This window comes from Dactylosporangium roseum, from assembly GCF_025264685.1.
Taxonomy (GTDB): Bacteria; Actinomycetota; Actinomycetes; order Mycobacteriales; family Micromonosporaceae; genus Dactylosporangium; species Dactylosporangium roseum.
Map to the genome: position 1 here is coordinate 7815087 of NZ_CP073721.1, position 13732 is coordinate 7828818.

A 13732-nucleotide genomic window follows, 5' to 3' on the forward strand; every position below is an offset into this window, starting at 1 on the left:
CCGGTGGGCCTCCGGTCTGCCGCACGGTCGAGGATCACCACCAGCGGAACGGAGGGCCGCGTGATCGAGAAGCTGATCATTCAGAAGACACTGCGCGTGCCGGCGAGCACCGGCGCGGCCGGCGACAGCACGCCGGTGGCCCGGCAACTGGATGCGGCGCTGCTCGATGTCGGGTTCTCGGCGTCGCGGGCTTTGCTGGAACACGTCGGTGCCCTGGCCACCGGGCCGGCGCTGGACCTCGCCGCCACGGTCGTGTCCGCGGTGCGTGAGCTGGTCGGCGACCATGTTCGGCACAACGCCTATTTCATCGGCTTCCCGCACGACGTGCCGGACACCGTCGAGTTCTGGACGGAGCGGCTGCGGGCGGCCGTCCGCACCGGCGGCGGCGACGCGACCGACGCGCAACTGCGGGACGCGGTCGCCTCGGGTGGCGTGAACCTGCTCGACCTGCCGGGCTACGGCACCTACCGGCACACCTACGCGGAGCTGCTGGCCGCGCACGACGCGCTGATCGCCGCGGCCGGTGACCGGGTGACCCTGCTGCGGCTCGGCGACACCGCCGACGTGGAGGCAGAGCGGCTCTATCTGGCCCTGGCCGGTAGTTCGACGCCACACGGCGAGGCGGACCTCGCGATCCTCAGCGAGCTCGCAGTCGCCTCCGTCGACGGAGCGCAGCCGGAGCAGATCCCGGTGCGGGAGAACCGTGCCGTGCTCAACGCGATCCGGCTCGTCCTGGGCCGGTCGCTGGTCGCCGTGGACACCACGACCGACGTGCTGCGCCTTGCCTGCCAGGCCTCCGGCGGGGACACCTCGCTCGTCACACCCACGCGTTTTCGTGCCTTCCGGCGCCGGGAACGGCGGATCCTGCTGGCCGCGCTGAACGAGGTCGTCGGGGCGAGCCCGGACAAGCTCGGTGACGTCGGGCGCTACGCGGAGCGGTGGAAGCGGCTCGGGGAGCGGCTGCACCCGCACGAGTACGCCGAGTGGCCGCACGCGCGGGAGGTGTTCGCAGTCGCGCGTGGCGAGCGGCGGGCACACAACCTCGCCGGCCGCGCGGAGGCGGCGATCCGCGCCGGAGCCGTCGGCCCGGCCGCGTCGGTGCTGTCGGCCGCGCCGGGCTTGCTCCTGCGCTCCGCGGACCGGCTGCTGCGGCTGGCGTCGGCATCGGAGCGGACCGTTGTGGTCGAAGCGGTCACGGACGCGCTCGGCTCGGCCTCGGGCCGGGTGCTGTGCTCGCTGCGGGAGCATGTCGGCAACCGGTTGACGCCCGCGTCCGCCCGGATGTACGTGAACCGCTCGCGGCGCGCGTGGGTCGGGCCGGACGAGCGGCCACCGCTGCCGGCCGAGCTGGTGGCCGAGTTGTCGATGCTGCTCGACGCGGAAATCAGCGCCCGGCTGCCGGAGCCGCAGCGACCGCTGGTGGTGGACCCGGAGGTGCTCGACGTCGCCCTGCCGCTGTCCGGAAAGGCGGCCGAAGACGGGTTCGCGGTGCTGCCGAGGGGCTCGCGGGCGTCGGTCTCCGGTGAGCTGCTGCGCTTCTTCACATACTGGCGCCAGACCAGCCGGCGCACCGACTACGACCTTTCGGTGCTGCTGCTCGACGCCGACTTCCGCACCGCGGGCCAGGTGTCCTGGACGAACTATCACCATGACGGCGTGGTGCACTCCGGCGACCTCACCGACGCGAAGAACGGTGCGACCGAGTTCATCGACGTGCCTTTGACGGTCGGCGGGCACTATGTGGTTCCACAGGTGTACATCTATGCGGGCGAGTCGTTCGACGAGGTCGCCGAGTCGATGTTCGGGTACCAGACACGCACACGAGACCAGCGCGGCGCCCCGTTCGACGCACGGACCGTGCGGGCGCGTTCGCACATGCGCGGCCAGGGCCGCGTCGCGCTGCCGATGGTGTTCGCCAAGGGCCCGCGTGGCTGGCAGGCCGTGTGGCTGCACCTGTACCTGCGGGGTAGGCCGTCGTTCAACCGGGTGGAGGAGAACACGTTCAACACCGCCGACCGCGTACGAGCACTGATGGAGCGGCGTTACCTCACCGTGTCCTACCTTGTCGACCGGTGGCGCACACGGGCCGAGGTGATGATGTGGAACGGCCCGCTGCCGGACGAGCCGGTCACGTTCATCGGCATCGAGGCGCCCGAGGACCTGCCGGACGGATCGGAGGCGTATACACTGGATCGGCTCGGTGAGCTGATTCCTGCTTGAGCCGCGACAGCCGAGGCCATGCGGGCGCTTCCTGCTATTCCGTTCGATTCGGGACCTCCGCGCAAGCGGAGGATCTGGTATTCAGCGCCCGCGCTCTCCTCGGGTCGCGGCCGGCGGGCACGTGTCCGCATAGGACACGGCATCCACACCGACGACCACGGCCATCCGCACAAGCATCAGGGGTTCGCTTCGACCAGCCGCGCGAGCGGGGCGGGGCCGCGGGTCATGCACCTGACGGGAGCGGCACCGCCACCGCGAGTGCGACCCGGTCCGGTAGCGTCGCTGTGCATGGTGGATCACCAGGTGCTCCAGGACGACCCGCATCGGCAGGTCGTACGTATCGGCGACACCGTGCGCCGTCCCATGCACCCGTGGTCCCCGACCATCCACGAGCTCTTACAGCACCTGGAAAGCGTCGGATTCCCGTACGCGCCTCGGCTACTCGGAATCGACGCGGACGGCCGGGAGGTCCTCACCTACATCGACGGCGAGTCGGGCGGTGCCGCGTGGGCAAAGGTCGTCGAGGAGGCCGGTCTGGTCGCGATGGCACGTCTCCTGCGGGATTACCACGATGCTGTACGCAGCTTCCGTCCCAGGGCCGAGTCCGGGTGGGCCGGCTGTGCCGGCCGCTTCGGCGCAAACGATCTGGTCTGTCATGGTGACTTCGGGCCGTGGAACCTGGTGTGGCGGGGCACCCAGCCGGTAGGCATCCTGGACTGGGACTACGCGTGGCCGGCCCCGCCCGTCCACGACGTCGCCTATGCCTTGGAATACGTGGCACCGTTCCGCGACGACGACGTCTGTACCCACTCGTTGCGCCACCCCACACCGCCGGACCGGCGGCAGAGGATGGAGCGATTCGCCGAGGCGTACGGGCTTACGACAACCGCTGGTCTCGTCGACGAGGTCATCGCCCAGCAACACCATGTGTGGCTGCGTGCCCGGCAACTCGCGGCCGAGGGCCGGCAGCCTCAGGTCGCATGGCAGGAAGCCGGTGTCCTCGATGAGGTAGCCGCGCGGATCCGATGGAGTCGCGCTCACCGTCACCTGTTTGCCTGATCCCCCGGCATCCGCCTACGCCGTCCCGACATCGGCGTGGCGCCAGGGTGCTGGCCGCATCCCGCCGGCGAGCAATGCTCGAAACCTGTGGATGCTCGTCGAGAGGCGTACTCTCCCGACGAGTCCGAACCAGGGAATCGAGTAAGGCCCGCGCGAACGCGGGTCGGAAAGGTATGCCCGTGCTCACGGTAGTCAACCCCGACGACGCCGCGCGTAACGCTCCCAATCCGCAACCGGCCGCATCGGCAGATCAGTCGCCCGGAAACCGATGGTGACATTGCCGGACCATACGGCCGTAGGATGAGCGCAACAGGGAGGTCAGCATGCTGAGGCCCCGCACCGCCGCGCGACGCCGGACGGCGCCGCGGTGGGCGGCCGGACTGCTCGCCGCCGTCCTGGTCAGTTTGTCCGGCTATACGGTGATTGCGAGCTGGCGTCAGACCGGAATCGTGCAGGCCTCGACCACCGAGAACGCGAACACGGACGCGTACCAACACGCCGCCTACATGGCGGTGTGGGAGACCGCCCTGATCCAGGCGTCGCTACGCGAACCCGACGGTGAGGAACGCCACGATCTACCGGCAGTCACCCAAGAGACCGACGCCGCGCTGGCCGAGATGGCCGCCATCGACCACGAACACGCCGGCGATGCCGCCGAGATCGCCCGCCGGCATCGGCAACTCGGACCCGTCATCGACCGCTACCTGGCAGCACTCGACGCCGATGACATCCCGGCCGCGCAGCAGTTGCTGGAGGACGACATCGAGCCGGCGGCCTCAGCACTCGTCGACGACGTGCTGCAGGAACAGCAGGAACATCTCGCCGTCCACAACCGTGAGCTGGCCGCCGCGCAGCGCAAGGCACGCCAAATGCTGTGGGGAACCGTCTTCATCTTCGGTCTCAGCCTGCTCGTGCTGACCTTGTACGGCTGGTCGATGCGTTCATACCGACACCAGGTGGAGTGGATGGCCGCCATCGACCGTCTGACCGGCCTGCCGAACCGGCAGGCGTTCGTCGTCCGCATCCAGCAGGCGTTGAGCGGGGCGCGGCACCGGCGCGGCACGGACGGCCGCGCTGGCCCGCCCACAATGCTGGTCGTCGACCTGGACGGGTTCCGCGACGTCAACGAACAGCTCGGCCATGATGTCGGTGACGCGCTGCTGATCCAGGTCGCCGACCGCCTGAACGCCGCCGTGCTGGAACAGGACGTCATCGCCCGCCTCGGCGGTGACGAGTTCGGGGTTCTGCTGTCCGGCAGCGACCCGCACATCGGTCAGTCCACCGCGGCACGGCTGGCCGAGGCGTTCACTGCCCCGTTCCTCGTCGGTGACATCAGCATCGACCTGGAGATCAGCGTCGGCGCCGCCACCGCCCAGCCCGGCCAGGACACCGCCACCCTGCTGCAACAGGCCGACATCGCGGTCCATACCGCCAAGCAGCAGCGGTGCGGCTTCTCGCATTTCGCCGCCGGCCACGCCCCGGACACCGCAGCCCGGCTGACCCTGCTCGGCGACCTGCGGCGCGCCCTGGACGCCGACGAGATCACCCTGTACTACCAGCCGAAAATCGACACACGAAGCGGCGCGCTCGCTGGCGTCGAAGCCCTCGCCCGCTGGCAGCACCCGAGCAAAGGCCCCATCTCCCCGGCACAGTTCATCCCCGTCCTGGAGGCCACCAGCCTGATCCACCGCTTCACCGACCAGGCCCTCACCCTGGCGTTACGGCAAACCTCCGCATGGCTCGACGCCGGATACCGCATCCCGGTCGCCGTCAACATCTCGACCCGATCCCTGCTGGACAGCGCGTTCCCCGACCGGATCGCCGCGCTGCTGCACCGCACCGGCGTCCCCGGCGACCTGCTCTGCATCGAGGTCACCGAACACGCCATGATGAGCGACCCCGACACCGCGACCACGGTGCTGCACCGCATCCGCGAACTCGGCGTGAGAAGCTCGATCGACGACTACGGCACCGGCTACTCATCCATGGCCTACCTCAAAGCACTACCGGTCGACGAACTCAAGATCGACCAGTCGTTCGTCAAGGACATGACCCGTGACCACAGCAACCTGGCACTCGTACGGTCAGCGATCGACCTCGGCCACAACCTCGGCCTGACCGTCGTGGCCGAGGGAGTCGAGGACGCCGCCACACTCGCCGCACTCCACGCCATCGGCTGTGACCTCGCCCAGGGCTACCACCTCGCCCGCCCCATGAGCCCCGCCGCCCTCACCGGCACCCTGCATGGACAGCCGGCCCGCTCGGCCGACACCACCCCGGTGTCCGGTACCGATGTGGAACTTCAGTGTTTGTCCTGACCGTTTGGCGGCGGACACGAACATGATCGACTCGCCGTGACAGCGGGATGTCAGCGGTCTTCGCAACTGTCGGTCGGCGCCTTCACACCGACGATCCGGAGCGCGAACTCGCCGTACTGCCGACCACGGTGTCCTCGGTCAGTTCGCCGTCCTCGCGGAACCAGACCGCAACCCCCAGTCCCAGGTCGAGGATGGCGTAGGAGGCGAGGCGGGCGGAGCCGACGCCGAAGCGGCCCGCGCTGGTCCCGGCGTTGACCAACTCGCCAAGACGTTCTGCGCCGAAGCGGTCTGGCGGGTGGTCGACCGGTCGCACTGCCCGGCGGGCGGACGGTTCTGAGCACGCCAGCATCAGCGAGCAACTTGTCTGACAATTGTTGACAGTCATCAGCTAAGTTGTTCAGACTGTGGCGCGGGCACCGGCGGATCAAGAAGGCCGCCCGGTATGCGAATTCGGAGGAAGCCGTGAGAGTTTCGTCGGGTCCGGCCCGGGTTCTGCTGTGCAGCGTCATGTTGTTGTCCTCTGTTCCATCGCCGCCGACGGCGGCGCCAACGGCGTGGCCCGGATAACCCGCAACGTGATCACACGATTCGCGGCCGAAGCACCGCGAATTCCCGACGAAGGAGAGACACATGTCGAGCCAGCGTGATACGCCCGTCGGCTACCGGTATCCCCGGTTCGCCCACGAACTGACCGACGAGCAGTTGACCATGCCCGCCGAGGAACTGGCGGCGATCTCCCGCTACCAGTTGACCATCCAACCGGACACGGCCACGCTCTACCGGCAGCTAGCCCGGGAAATGGCCGACGAGTTACGGGCCAACAACGAACGTGGTGAACCCACCCGGTGGATCCTGCCGGTCGGGCCGAAGACGCAGTACCCGCTACTCGCCCGCATCTGCAACGCGGAGCGGATAAGCTGGGCCCAGGTGCACGCCTTCCACATGGACGAGTTCCTGGACTGGCAGGGCCGTCCCGTGCCGTCCACGCATCCGTTCAGCTTCCGCGGCTACTGTGATCGCAATCTCTACGACCTGCTCGACCCCGACCTGAGGCCGCACCCCGATCAGGTGGTGTACCCCGACGTGTTCCAGCCGGACCGTTTCGGGGAGCGGCTCCGGGAGGTTGGTGGGGCGGACACTTGCTTCGCGGGGTTCGGCTACCGCGGTCATCTCGCCTTCAACGAACCGCCGGTAACCCGTTGGCACCACTACAGCGTCGACGAGTTCGCCGCGTCCACCACGCGGGTGGTCCCCTTGTTGGAGGACACGTTGGTCGCCCACTCGCACCGCACCACCGGTGGCTACACCCAGGCCATTCCACGAATGGCGGTCACGCTGGGCATGGCCGAAATCCTCTCGGCCCGGCGGTTGCACCTGATCACCGACGGCGGGCCGTGGAAACGTTTCGTCGTCCGGGTACTCCTGCTCACGACCGAGCCGGAGGTGACACTGCCGGTCACCCTGGTCCACCGGCATCCCGACGTGCGGGTGACGGTGGACGCCGACAGCATCGCTCCGTGCGCGCTGGGGATCGCCTGATGCCCTGCCCGATCGGGGTGGCCCGATGACGGTCATGACGGTCGGCGCCTACGCCGTCGACCTGTACATGTTCGCCGAGCGCCTGCCGACGCCGGGCGAGAGCATCACCGCTACCGACATGGCCCTCGCGCATGGCGGAAAGGCCGCGAACGCGGCGGTCGCCGCCGCGCGTCTCGGCGCCACCGTGGAGTTCGTGGGCGCGCTCGGGCGAGATCAGGAAGGCGACGCCGCGTTGGCAGCCCTACGAGCCGAGAACATCGACGTGGCCGCCTGCCAGCGTGGCGCGCGACGTACCGCGCACAGCTTTATCACGGTCGACACCCACGGCCGGCAACACGTGACCACCTGGCCGGGCGCCGCCGCGGACCTAACCGCCGAACACGTCAGGTCGCGGGTCGCCCGCCTGACGAACGGCGCCGTGCTCGTCCTCCAGGGCGAGATACCCGTCACCGTGTCGACGGCGGCAGCCCTCGCCGCCGGTCGGCGGGTCACCGTGCTGCTCAACCCCAGCCCGACCGGCGGGTTCACCGGCGGCGCGGGTGCGGAGCTGATGCGCCGGGCCGACGTGCTCGTACTCAACGCCGACGAGTGCGGGCAGTTGTCCGAAGGACCGGGCGGGGACATCGCGTCGTCCGCGGTGATCCTGCGGCAGCGCGTCCGCGCCCGGGCGGTGGTAGTGACACTGGGCGAACGCGGCGCACTGGTCGTCGACGAGTCGGGAACAACCGCGGTGCAGGCGCCGCCGGTGACCCCGGTCGACAGTACCGGCGCCGGCGACTGCTTCACCGGAGTGCTCGCGGCGGCCCTGGCGGCCGGTGTCGAGCTGGTCGCCGGTGCGGCACTCGCCTGCCGGGCGGCGGCCGTCTCGGTCACCCGCCGGTTCTGCATGCCCAGCTACCCCACCGCCGCCGACCTCGCCGTGGCGCCACTGCGCCCGGGGCACCCGGCAGCCGGACATGGGGGCGGCTGAACCGGTGCGCGATGCTTATCGGGTGACCACTCCACGACGCACCCTTGCCGTCCAGTTGCGCGACCAGATCCGAGACCTTGTCACCACGGAGAGACTCAACCCCGGAGACAAGTTGCCTTCGGAGAACGACCTCATCGCCCGGTTCGGCGTCGGTCGGACAACCGTCCGGGAAGCGCTGAAGCTGCTGGAGCAGGACGGTGTCGTGCAGACCAGGCAGGGCGACGGCCGGTACCTGACCGCCCAACTCGGTCTCGATCGGCCGCTGACCCGGCTGGAGGGCGTCACCGAAATGCTCGCCAGCCGTGACCTGGCGGTCCACAACACCGTCCTGGACATCCAACTGGTCGAACCCGACGAGGAGCAGCGGCATCGGCTCCGCCTCGCCGCCGGCGAGGCATTGGTACGGCTCGAACGACGGCGCCAGCATCGCGACGATCTCCTGCTCTACTCCATCGACCTGTTCCCACGCTCGCTCGTGCCGCAACCACTGTCCGAAGTGGACTGGACCGGCTCGCTCTTCACCCTGCTGAGCGAACACGGGCATCTGATCGCCTACGCGTCGGCCCAGGTGAGTGCCGTGACCCTGGACCGGGCGCTGGCCCGGCGCCTCGGCCAACCCGCCACCGTCGCGTGGCTTCTGCTCACCCAGACCCACCATGACTCCGCCGGCCGCCCGCTGCTCTACTCCGAGGACTATCACCGTGGCACCGACTTCTCCTTCCACCTCGTCCGCCGCCGAGATTGACGCACCGGCGGCCACTCGTGCCGTGATCATGGATCACGACGGCTCCCTCGACGACCTGCTCTCCCTCCTGCTGCTGTCCCGCTACCGGTCGGTGGACCTGCTCGGCGTCGCGATCACGCCGGCGGACTGCCTCATCGCACCCGCGGTCGCCACCACCCGCCGGATCCTCGACCTGACCGGCCGCGAGCACGTCGTCGCCGCCGCCGGGACGCTCACCGGGCCGAACCCGTTCCCGATGGCCTGGCGCACCGACGCACTGAGGGTCGCGGCACTTCCCGTCCTCAACCGGCACACGCCCCTGACGACACCGACGCCGGACAGCTCGCTCCCCGCGCACCAGCAGCTCGCCGACTGGCTGCGTGCGGCGGACAGGCCCGTGACCATCCTGGCCACCGGCCCGCTGACCAACCTGGCCTGGTGCCTCGAGCATCACACCACGCTCATCGACGCCATCGAAGAACTGGTCTTCATGGGAGGCGCGTTCGACGTACCGGGCAACGTCGACGAGCCCGGGCACGACGGCAGCGCGGAATGGAACGTCTACTGGGATCCGGCCGGCGCGGCCAAGGTCTTCGACTCCCCGATCCCCATCACGGTCTTCCCGCTCGATGTGACCAACACCGCACCGGTGACCGACGCCTTCGTCCGGTCCTTCGGCACGCACTACGGCAATCCGGTCAGCGACCTCGCCGGCAGCCTGCTGGCGCTCAGCTTCGGCACGCTGGAGTCGACCGGCATCGAGTACTGCTGCTGGGACAGCCTCACCACGTCGTACCTGGCACAGCCCGACCTGTTCTCGTTCGACGAAGTGCGGTGCGACATCGTGACCACCGGCCCGAGCCAAGGGCGGACGGTGGCGTGTGCCGCCGGCCGGCCGGTCAGACGCGCCGTCTCGGCCGACCCGGCCGGCTTCTACCAGCACTGTGTCCAGACCCTCACCTGATCGGGAGCCGCTGATGTCCCACCCGCACACCACACCCACCCTCGACCAGCTCCGCAGCGCACCGAAGGTGCTGCTCCACGACCACCTCGACGGCGGCATGCGCCCGGACACGATCGTCGACCTGGCCGCCGAGTCCGGGTATCGCGACCTGCCCGCCGACGATCCCGACAGCCTGCGTGACTGGTTCGCCGCCGCGAGCACCAGCGGTTCGCTTCCGGCATACCTCGCCACCTTCGAGCACACGTTCGGTGTCCTTCAGAGCACCGAGGCAATCGCACGGGCGGCGCGAGAGAACGTCGAGGACCTCGCCGCCGACGGCGTCGTCTACGCCGAGAGCCGCTTCGCGCCCGAACTGCACCTACGGCGCGGGCTCACGGCGAGTCAGGCGCTCGACGCCGTGCTCGCCGGCACCCGAGAAGGCGTCCAAGGGGTCAAAGCCGCCGGTCGCGACGTCGACGTGCGCATCATCGTCTGCGCCATGCGCGACCGCGGCGCGTTCCACGACATGGCCACCCTGGCCATCCGGCGGCGTGATCCCGGCGTGGCCGGCTTCGACCTCGGCGGACCTGAGGCCGGGAATCCCGCGGCGCGATTCCGCGACCGGTTCCACGAGCTCCGCGACGCCGGCGTCCGCCTGACCATCCACGCCGGCGAGGGCGACGGTGTCGAGTCCGTCCGGCAGGCCGCCGTCGAATGCCGCGCGGAACGGCTGGGCCACGGCGTGCGCGTCATCGACGATGTCGATGGCGACACACTCGGACCGGTGGCCCGCTTCGTCCACGACCACCGGATCGTCCTGGAAACCTCGCCATCGTCCAATGTGCACACCGGGGCGACCTCCTCCATGGCCGACCACCCGGCGCCACGGCTGCACCGGCTGGGCTTCGCCGTGACCGTCAACACCGACAACCGACTCATGAGCCAGACCACCCTCAGCGCGGAATTCGACCACCTTGTCCGGCTGCACCGGCTCACCTGGCCGGAGATCGCGCAGATGACCACGGTCGCGGCCGCAGCCGCGTTCCTGCCCCCCGACGAACGCGACGACCTCCACAGCCGAGTGGTCACATGGCACCGCCAGCTTCCGAGCACGGCCCGATGAGTCCGCACCGGGGGCGTCTGCGGCACCTGATGATGTGACGTCGCAGCGGCGTCACATCGGATCGAGGGGCCCCGGCGGTGCGCCGGAAGTCAGGCGGCGCTTCGCAACCGGGGGCGACGACTAGAGGGAGGGTCACAGCTACGCATGCCCGTCACCTCCTCGGACCGATCCAGCAAGGGCGGTGGTGCAGTGTGCCACCTACTTGCGTCAATACGCAAATAGGCATCCGGTCACAGCGCCACGGCCGTGCGAAGGTGCCCTGTCATCCGACAGCGACGCCGACCAGCCGGCCGATGCCGAAGGTGACGGCCATCGCCAGCGCACCACCGATCACCAGGCGAGTCACCGCCCTGGTCACGCCCGCGGAGCCGAGGCGGGCACTGACCGCCCCGGTCAACGCCAACGCCAGGAGCACCACGACGAACGCGATCGGAACACGGATGACAACGGGCGGCGTGAGGATCGCCGCCAGTGGCAGCAGCGAGCCGATGGTGAACGCCAGCGCCGACGCGCCTGCGGCGTGCCACGGGTTGGACAGTTCGTGGGGATCGATGCCCAGTTCGGCCTCGGCGTGCGCGGCGAACGCGTCGTTGGCGGTCAGTTCGATGGCGACCTGCCGCGCCGTCGTCTCCGACAGACCCTTGGCGGCGTAGATCGCGGTGAGCTCGTCGAGCTCGGCCTGCGGGTCCGTGGCCAGCTCGACCCGCTCCCTGCCCAGCAGTGCCCGCTCGGTGTCGCGCTGGCTGCTGACTGACACATACTCGCCCAGCGCCATGGACACCGCTCCGGCCACCAGGCCGGCCACCCCCGCGGTGAGGATCGCCGCGGCGGAGGTGGTGGCACTGGCGACACCGACCACCAAGCCGGCGGTGGACACGATGCCGTCGTTGGCGCCGAGCACGCCCGCACGCAGCCAGTTGAGCCGACCGGCCAGCCCGCCGCGATGCGGCTCGCCAGGGTGCCCTGCCGGAACAGATCCGTCCATTCGGTCCACCCGGCTCAGCCTAGCCGCGGTCGGCTACTGAGGGCCGTTCGGTCACCGCGGGTCCGGGGCGCGGGGTGGCCGCGACGACCCGCCGTGCGCGGCGGGCCTGGGTCAGCACTGCCGGCAGGCCGGACAGCTCGTCGCGGACCAGCACGCGTCGGCGGTCTGCAACGCCAGGTCGGAGCCGTTGCGACCCATCGCGACACCGAGTTGCGCGGCCGCCGTCGCGGGGGCGTCGTCGACCCCGTCACCGGCCAGCAACACACACCGCCCCCGGGCCTGCAGCCCGCGCACGTGGGTGACTTTGTCGCCGGGCAGCAACCCGGCAGCGACCTGCCCGATGCCCGTCTCGGCGGCCACGGCGGCCGCGGCGCCGCTGTTGTCATCGGTGAGCAGGGCCGGTGTGCGACCGGTCACCGCGCTCAGCACCGCCACCCTCTGTGCCGCGTGCGGGCGGAGCCGGTCGTGCGTTCGGCGGGCCCGGGAGAAGAGTGACCACGGCGGATGCGGCGGGTGACGTGTTGGCCGACGGTGGGCCAGCCGCTAGGTTTTGTTGCGTGGTGAGGCAAGAACAGTTCGGGGCGATGATGGACGTGTTGCGGGCGCTGGCCGAGCCGACCCGGCTGCGCCTGGTGTGGGCACTGGCGGCGCGTGAGCATTCCGTCGGCGAGCTGGCCGAGCTGGTAGATGCGCACGTGGCGGCGGTGTCCCAGCACCTGGCGAAGCTACGGGAGGCGGGCATGGTCGCCTCCCGCCGTGACGGCACCCGGATCTTCTACCGCGCCGCCACACCACACCTGGCGGACCTGCTGGACCAGCTTGTCGTGGTCGGCGGGCACGTGGCAGGCGAACTGGACCTGCCGCGGCCGACGACACCGGTGACATCGATGACGACCACGGCGGCAGCGGCGCGACGAGCCGCACCGTCGCGGTCCCGGCCCGCTACGGGATGATGACGCACAGTCGTGCGGGCGGTGGCTATCGATGACGATCACCGCCGAAACCGGGCGGCGCATTCCGGACCGGGCGACTGCTTGATCATGGGAAAGATTTGGCTGTCGGGGTAGCCAGTTCGTTCCCATGATCACGGTCGAGCGGCATGGCGACGGATCGCGCCGCCACACGCGCCGCCCGGCACACGTCGGGCGGCAACGCCTCGCGAGCCCGCGCCCGACTATCCGCCTTATCCGGGTTGACAAGGGGCGGTTGGGCCGAACTTCGCGGCCTTGCTCGATCATCCGCCCGTACTCGTCATCGCCGAGCGCGCCGACCCGCCGATCTCCTCCCAGATCTCCGCGAACAACTGGCGAGCAGCCCCACGCCACCCTCGGCCATGATGCGACTCCACCCCTCGCCGATGCGAACGATTCCGGATCGATGATCGTCAACGGCTCTTTCGCCGACGACGCGATCGTTTCACCGCCCAATGGGCCCGGCTCTCCGGCCACAGCCAACCGGCTCCATCCCATGCCGACCCGAACTGAACCGAACCGAACTGAACCGACTGGAACCGAACTGAACCGACCGGAACCCGCCCAGGACCACACCGGTGCCGACCAGAGCCGGCGCTCCGCGCTCGGACTATTTCGCCGACGCGCCCCCGGCCCGAAGCATGCCGAGGATGCACACCGTTGAGGCGCAGCGTAGGCGTGTCATGCCGGATCAGTCACATGGAGAGCGCACAGGTGCCGAAAGCCGCACTTCAGTGCGCGGTTGCCAGCGACGCGCACGCTATCAGATTTACGCCGTTGAATGTAACTGTGAGCGACGTTATGATCTCTCTTTGTGACGAACGTCTCACTCGACTCAAGAGAATCAATGCGCCACGATATTGAGGGGCCACTGATCCTT

Annotated in this window: 12 protein-coding genes; 9 read left to right on the top strand and 3 right to left on the bottom strand. The window is 69.6% G+C overall.

What is annotated here, in order from left to right:
- The first annotated feature begins 60 nt into the window (after positions 1–60).
- The 3 genes from Drose_RS36770 to Drose_RS36780 all read left to right on the top strand — a co-directional run bounded on the left by Drose_RS36770 (position 61) and on the right by Drose_RS36780 (position 5597).
- The gene (locus Drose_RS36770; protein WP_260725800.1) at positions 61–2220 is read left to right on the top strand and encodes a TerD family protein; all 2160 of its coding nucleotides are present in this window, start codon (positions 61–63) and stop codon (positions 2218–2220) included.
- Positions 2221–2508: 288 nt separating this feature from the next.
- On the top strand, positions 2509–3279 hold the full coding sequence (locus Drose_RS36775) for an aminoglycoside phosphotransferase family protein (RefSeq protein WP_260725801.1): 771 nt from the start codon (positions 2509–2511) through the stop codon (positions 3277–3279).
- Positions 3280–3602: 323 nt separating this feature from the next.
- Positions 3603–5597, top strand: a complete 1995-nt coding sequence (locus Drose_RS36780; RefSeq protein ID WP_260725802.1) for a putative bifunctional diguanylate cyclase/phosphodiesterase — start codon at positions 3603–3605, stop codon at positions 5595–5597.
- 82 nt (positions 5598–5679) lie between these two features.
- Here Drose_RS36780 and Drose_RS36785 read toward each other — a convergent pair whose 3' ends face one another.
- Positions 5680–5982 (bottom strand): hypothetical protein, encoded by a 303-nt coding sequence (locus tag Drose_RS36785; protein WP_260725803.1) that lies wholly within the window; start codon positions 5980–5982, stop codon positions 5680–5682.
- A gap of 245 nt (positions 5983–6227) precedes the next feature.
- On the opposite strand from Drose_RS36785, the gene Drose_RS36790 reads away from it, so the two are divergent.
- Genes Drose_RS36790 through Drose_RS36810 form a run of 5 tightly spaced genes read left to right on the top strand, consistent with a single transcriptional unit; the run spans position 6228 to position 10896 of the window.
- Complete coding sequence (locus Drose_RS36790; RefSeq protein ID WP_260725804.1) at positions 6228–7136, top strand: 6-phosphogluconolactonase; 909 nt, start codon at positions 6228–6230, stop codon at positions 7134–7136.
- A gap of 25 nt (positions 7137–7161) precedes the next feature.
- On the top strand, positions 7162–8106 hold the full coding sequence (locus Drose_RS36795) for a PfkB family carbohydrate kinase (protein ID WP_260725805.1): 945 nt from the start codon (positions 7162–7164) through the stop codon (positions 8104–8106).
- A 22-nt stretch (positions 8107–8128) separates the two neighbouring features.
- Complete coding sequence (locus tag Drose_RS36800) at positions 8129–8851, top strand: GntR family transcriptional regulator (protein ID WP_260725806.1); 723 nt, start codon at positions 8129–8131, stop codon at positions 8849–8851.
- 28 nt (positions 8852–8879) lie between these two features.
- Positions 8880–9794, top strand: coding sequence for a nucleoside hydrolase (locus Drose_RS36805; protein WP_260729944.1), 915 nt, complete (start codon positions 8880–8882; stop codon positions 9792–9794).
- 13 nt (positions 9795–9807) lie between these two features.
- Entirely contained in the window at positions 9808–10896 is a 1089-nt protein-coding gene (locus Drose_RS36810; RefSeq protein WP_260725807.1) for an adenosine deaminase, read from the top strand.
- A 262-nt stretch (positions 10897–11158) separates the two neighbouring features.
- Here the strand turns inward: Drose_RS36810 and Drose_RS36815 are convergent, their stop codons facing one another.
- Both Drose_RS36815 and Drose_RS36820 read right to left on the bottom strand, forming a co-directional pair.
- Complete coding sequence (locus Drose_RS36815) at positions 11159–11881, bottom strand: VIT1/CCC1 transporter family protein (protein ID WP_260725808.1); 723 nt, start codon at positions 11879–11881, stop codon at positions 11159–11161.
- 111 nt (positions 11882–11992) lie between these two features.
- On the bottom strand, positions 11993–12298 hold the full coding sequence (locus tag Drose_RS36820) for an HAD family hydrolase (RefSeq protein WP_260725809.1): 306 nt from the start codon (positions 12296–12298) through the stop codon (positions 11993–11995).
- Between the two features lie 140 nt (positions 12299–12438).
- Here Drose_RS36820 and Drose_RS36825 point away from each other — a divergent pair, with 140 nt between their 5' ends.
- Complete coding sequence (locus Drose_RS36825; protein WP_260725810.1) at positions 12439–12834, top strand: ArsR/SmtB family transcription factor; 396 nt, start codon at positions 12439–12441, stop codon at positions 12832–12834.
- Positions 12835–13732: the final 898 nt, after the last annotated feature.

What these genes read in the sequence shown, in the direction of transcription:
- Drose_RS36790 (WP_260725804.1), top strand. Translation starts at nt 6,228, where the DNA reads ATGTCGAGCCAGCGTGATACGCCCGTCGGCTACCGGTATCCCCGGTTC.
- Drose_RS36775 (WP_260725801.1), top strand. Translation starts at nt 2,509, where the DNA reads ATGGTGGATCACCAGGTGCTCCAGGACGACCCGCATCGGCAGGTCGTA.
- Drose_RS36795 (WP_260725805.1), top strand. Translation starts at nt 7,162, where the DNA reads ATGACGGTCATGACGGTCGGCGCCTACGCCGTCGACCTGTACATGTTC.
- Drose_RS36810 (WP_260725807.1), top strand. Translation starts at nt 9,808, where the DNA reads ATGTCCCACCCGCACACCACACCCACCCTCGACCAGCTCCGCAGCGCA.
- Drose_RS36785 (WP_260725803.1), bottom strand. Translation starts at nt 5,982, where the DNA reads ATGACTGTCAACAATTGTCAGACAAGTTGCTCGCTGATGCTGGCGTGC.
- Drose_RS36815 (WP_260725808.1), bottom strand. Translation starts at nt 11,881, where the DNA reads ATGGACGGATCTGTTCCGGCAGGGCACCCTGGCGAGCCGCATCGCGGC.
- Drose_RS36780 (WP_260725802.1), top strand. Translation starts at nt 3,603, where the DNA reads ATGCTGAGGCCCCGCACCGCCGCGCGACGCCGGACGGCGCCGCGGTGG.
- Drose_RS36805 (WP_260729944.1), top strand. Translation starts at nt 8,880, where the DNA reads ATGGATCACGACGGCTCCCTCGACGACCTGCTCTCCCTCCTGCTGCTG.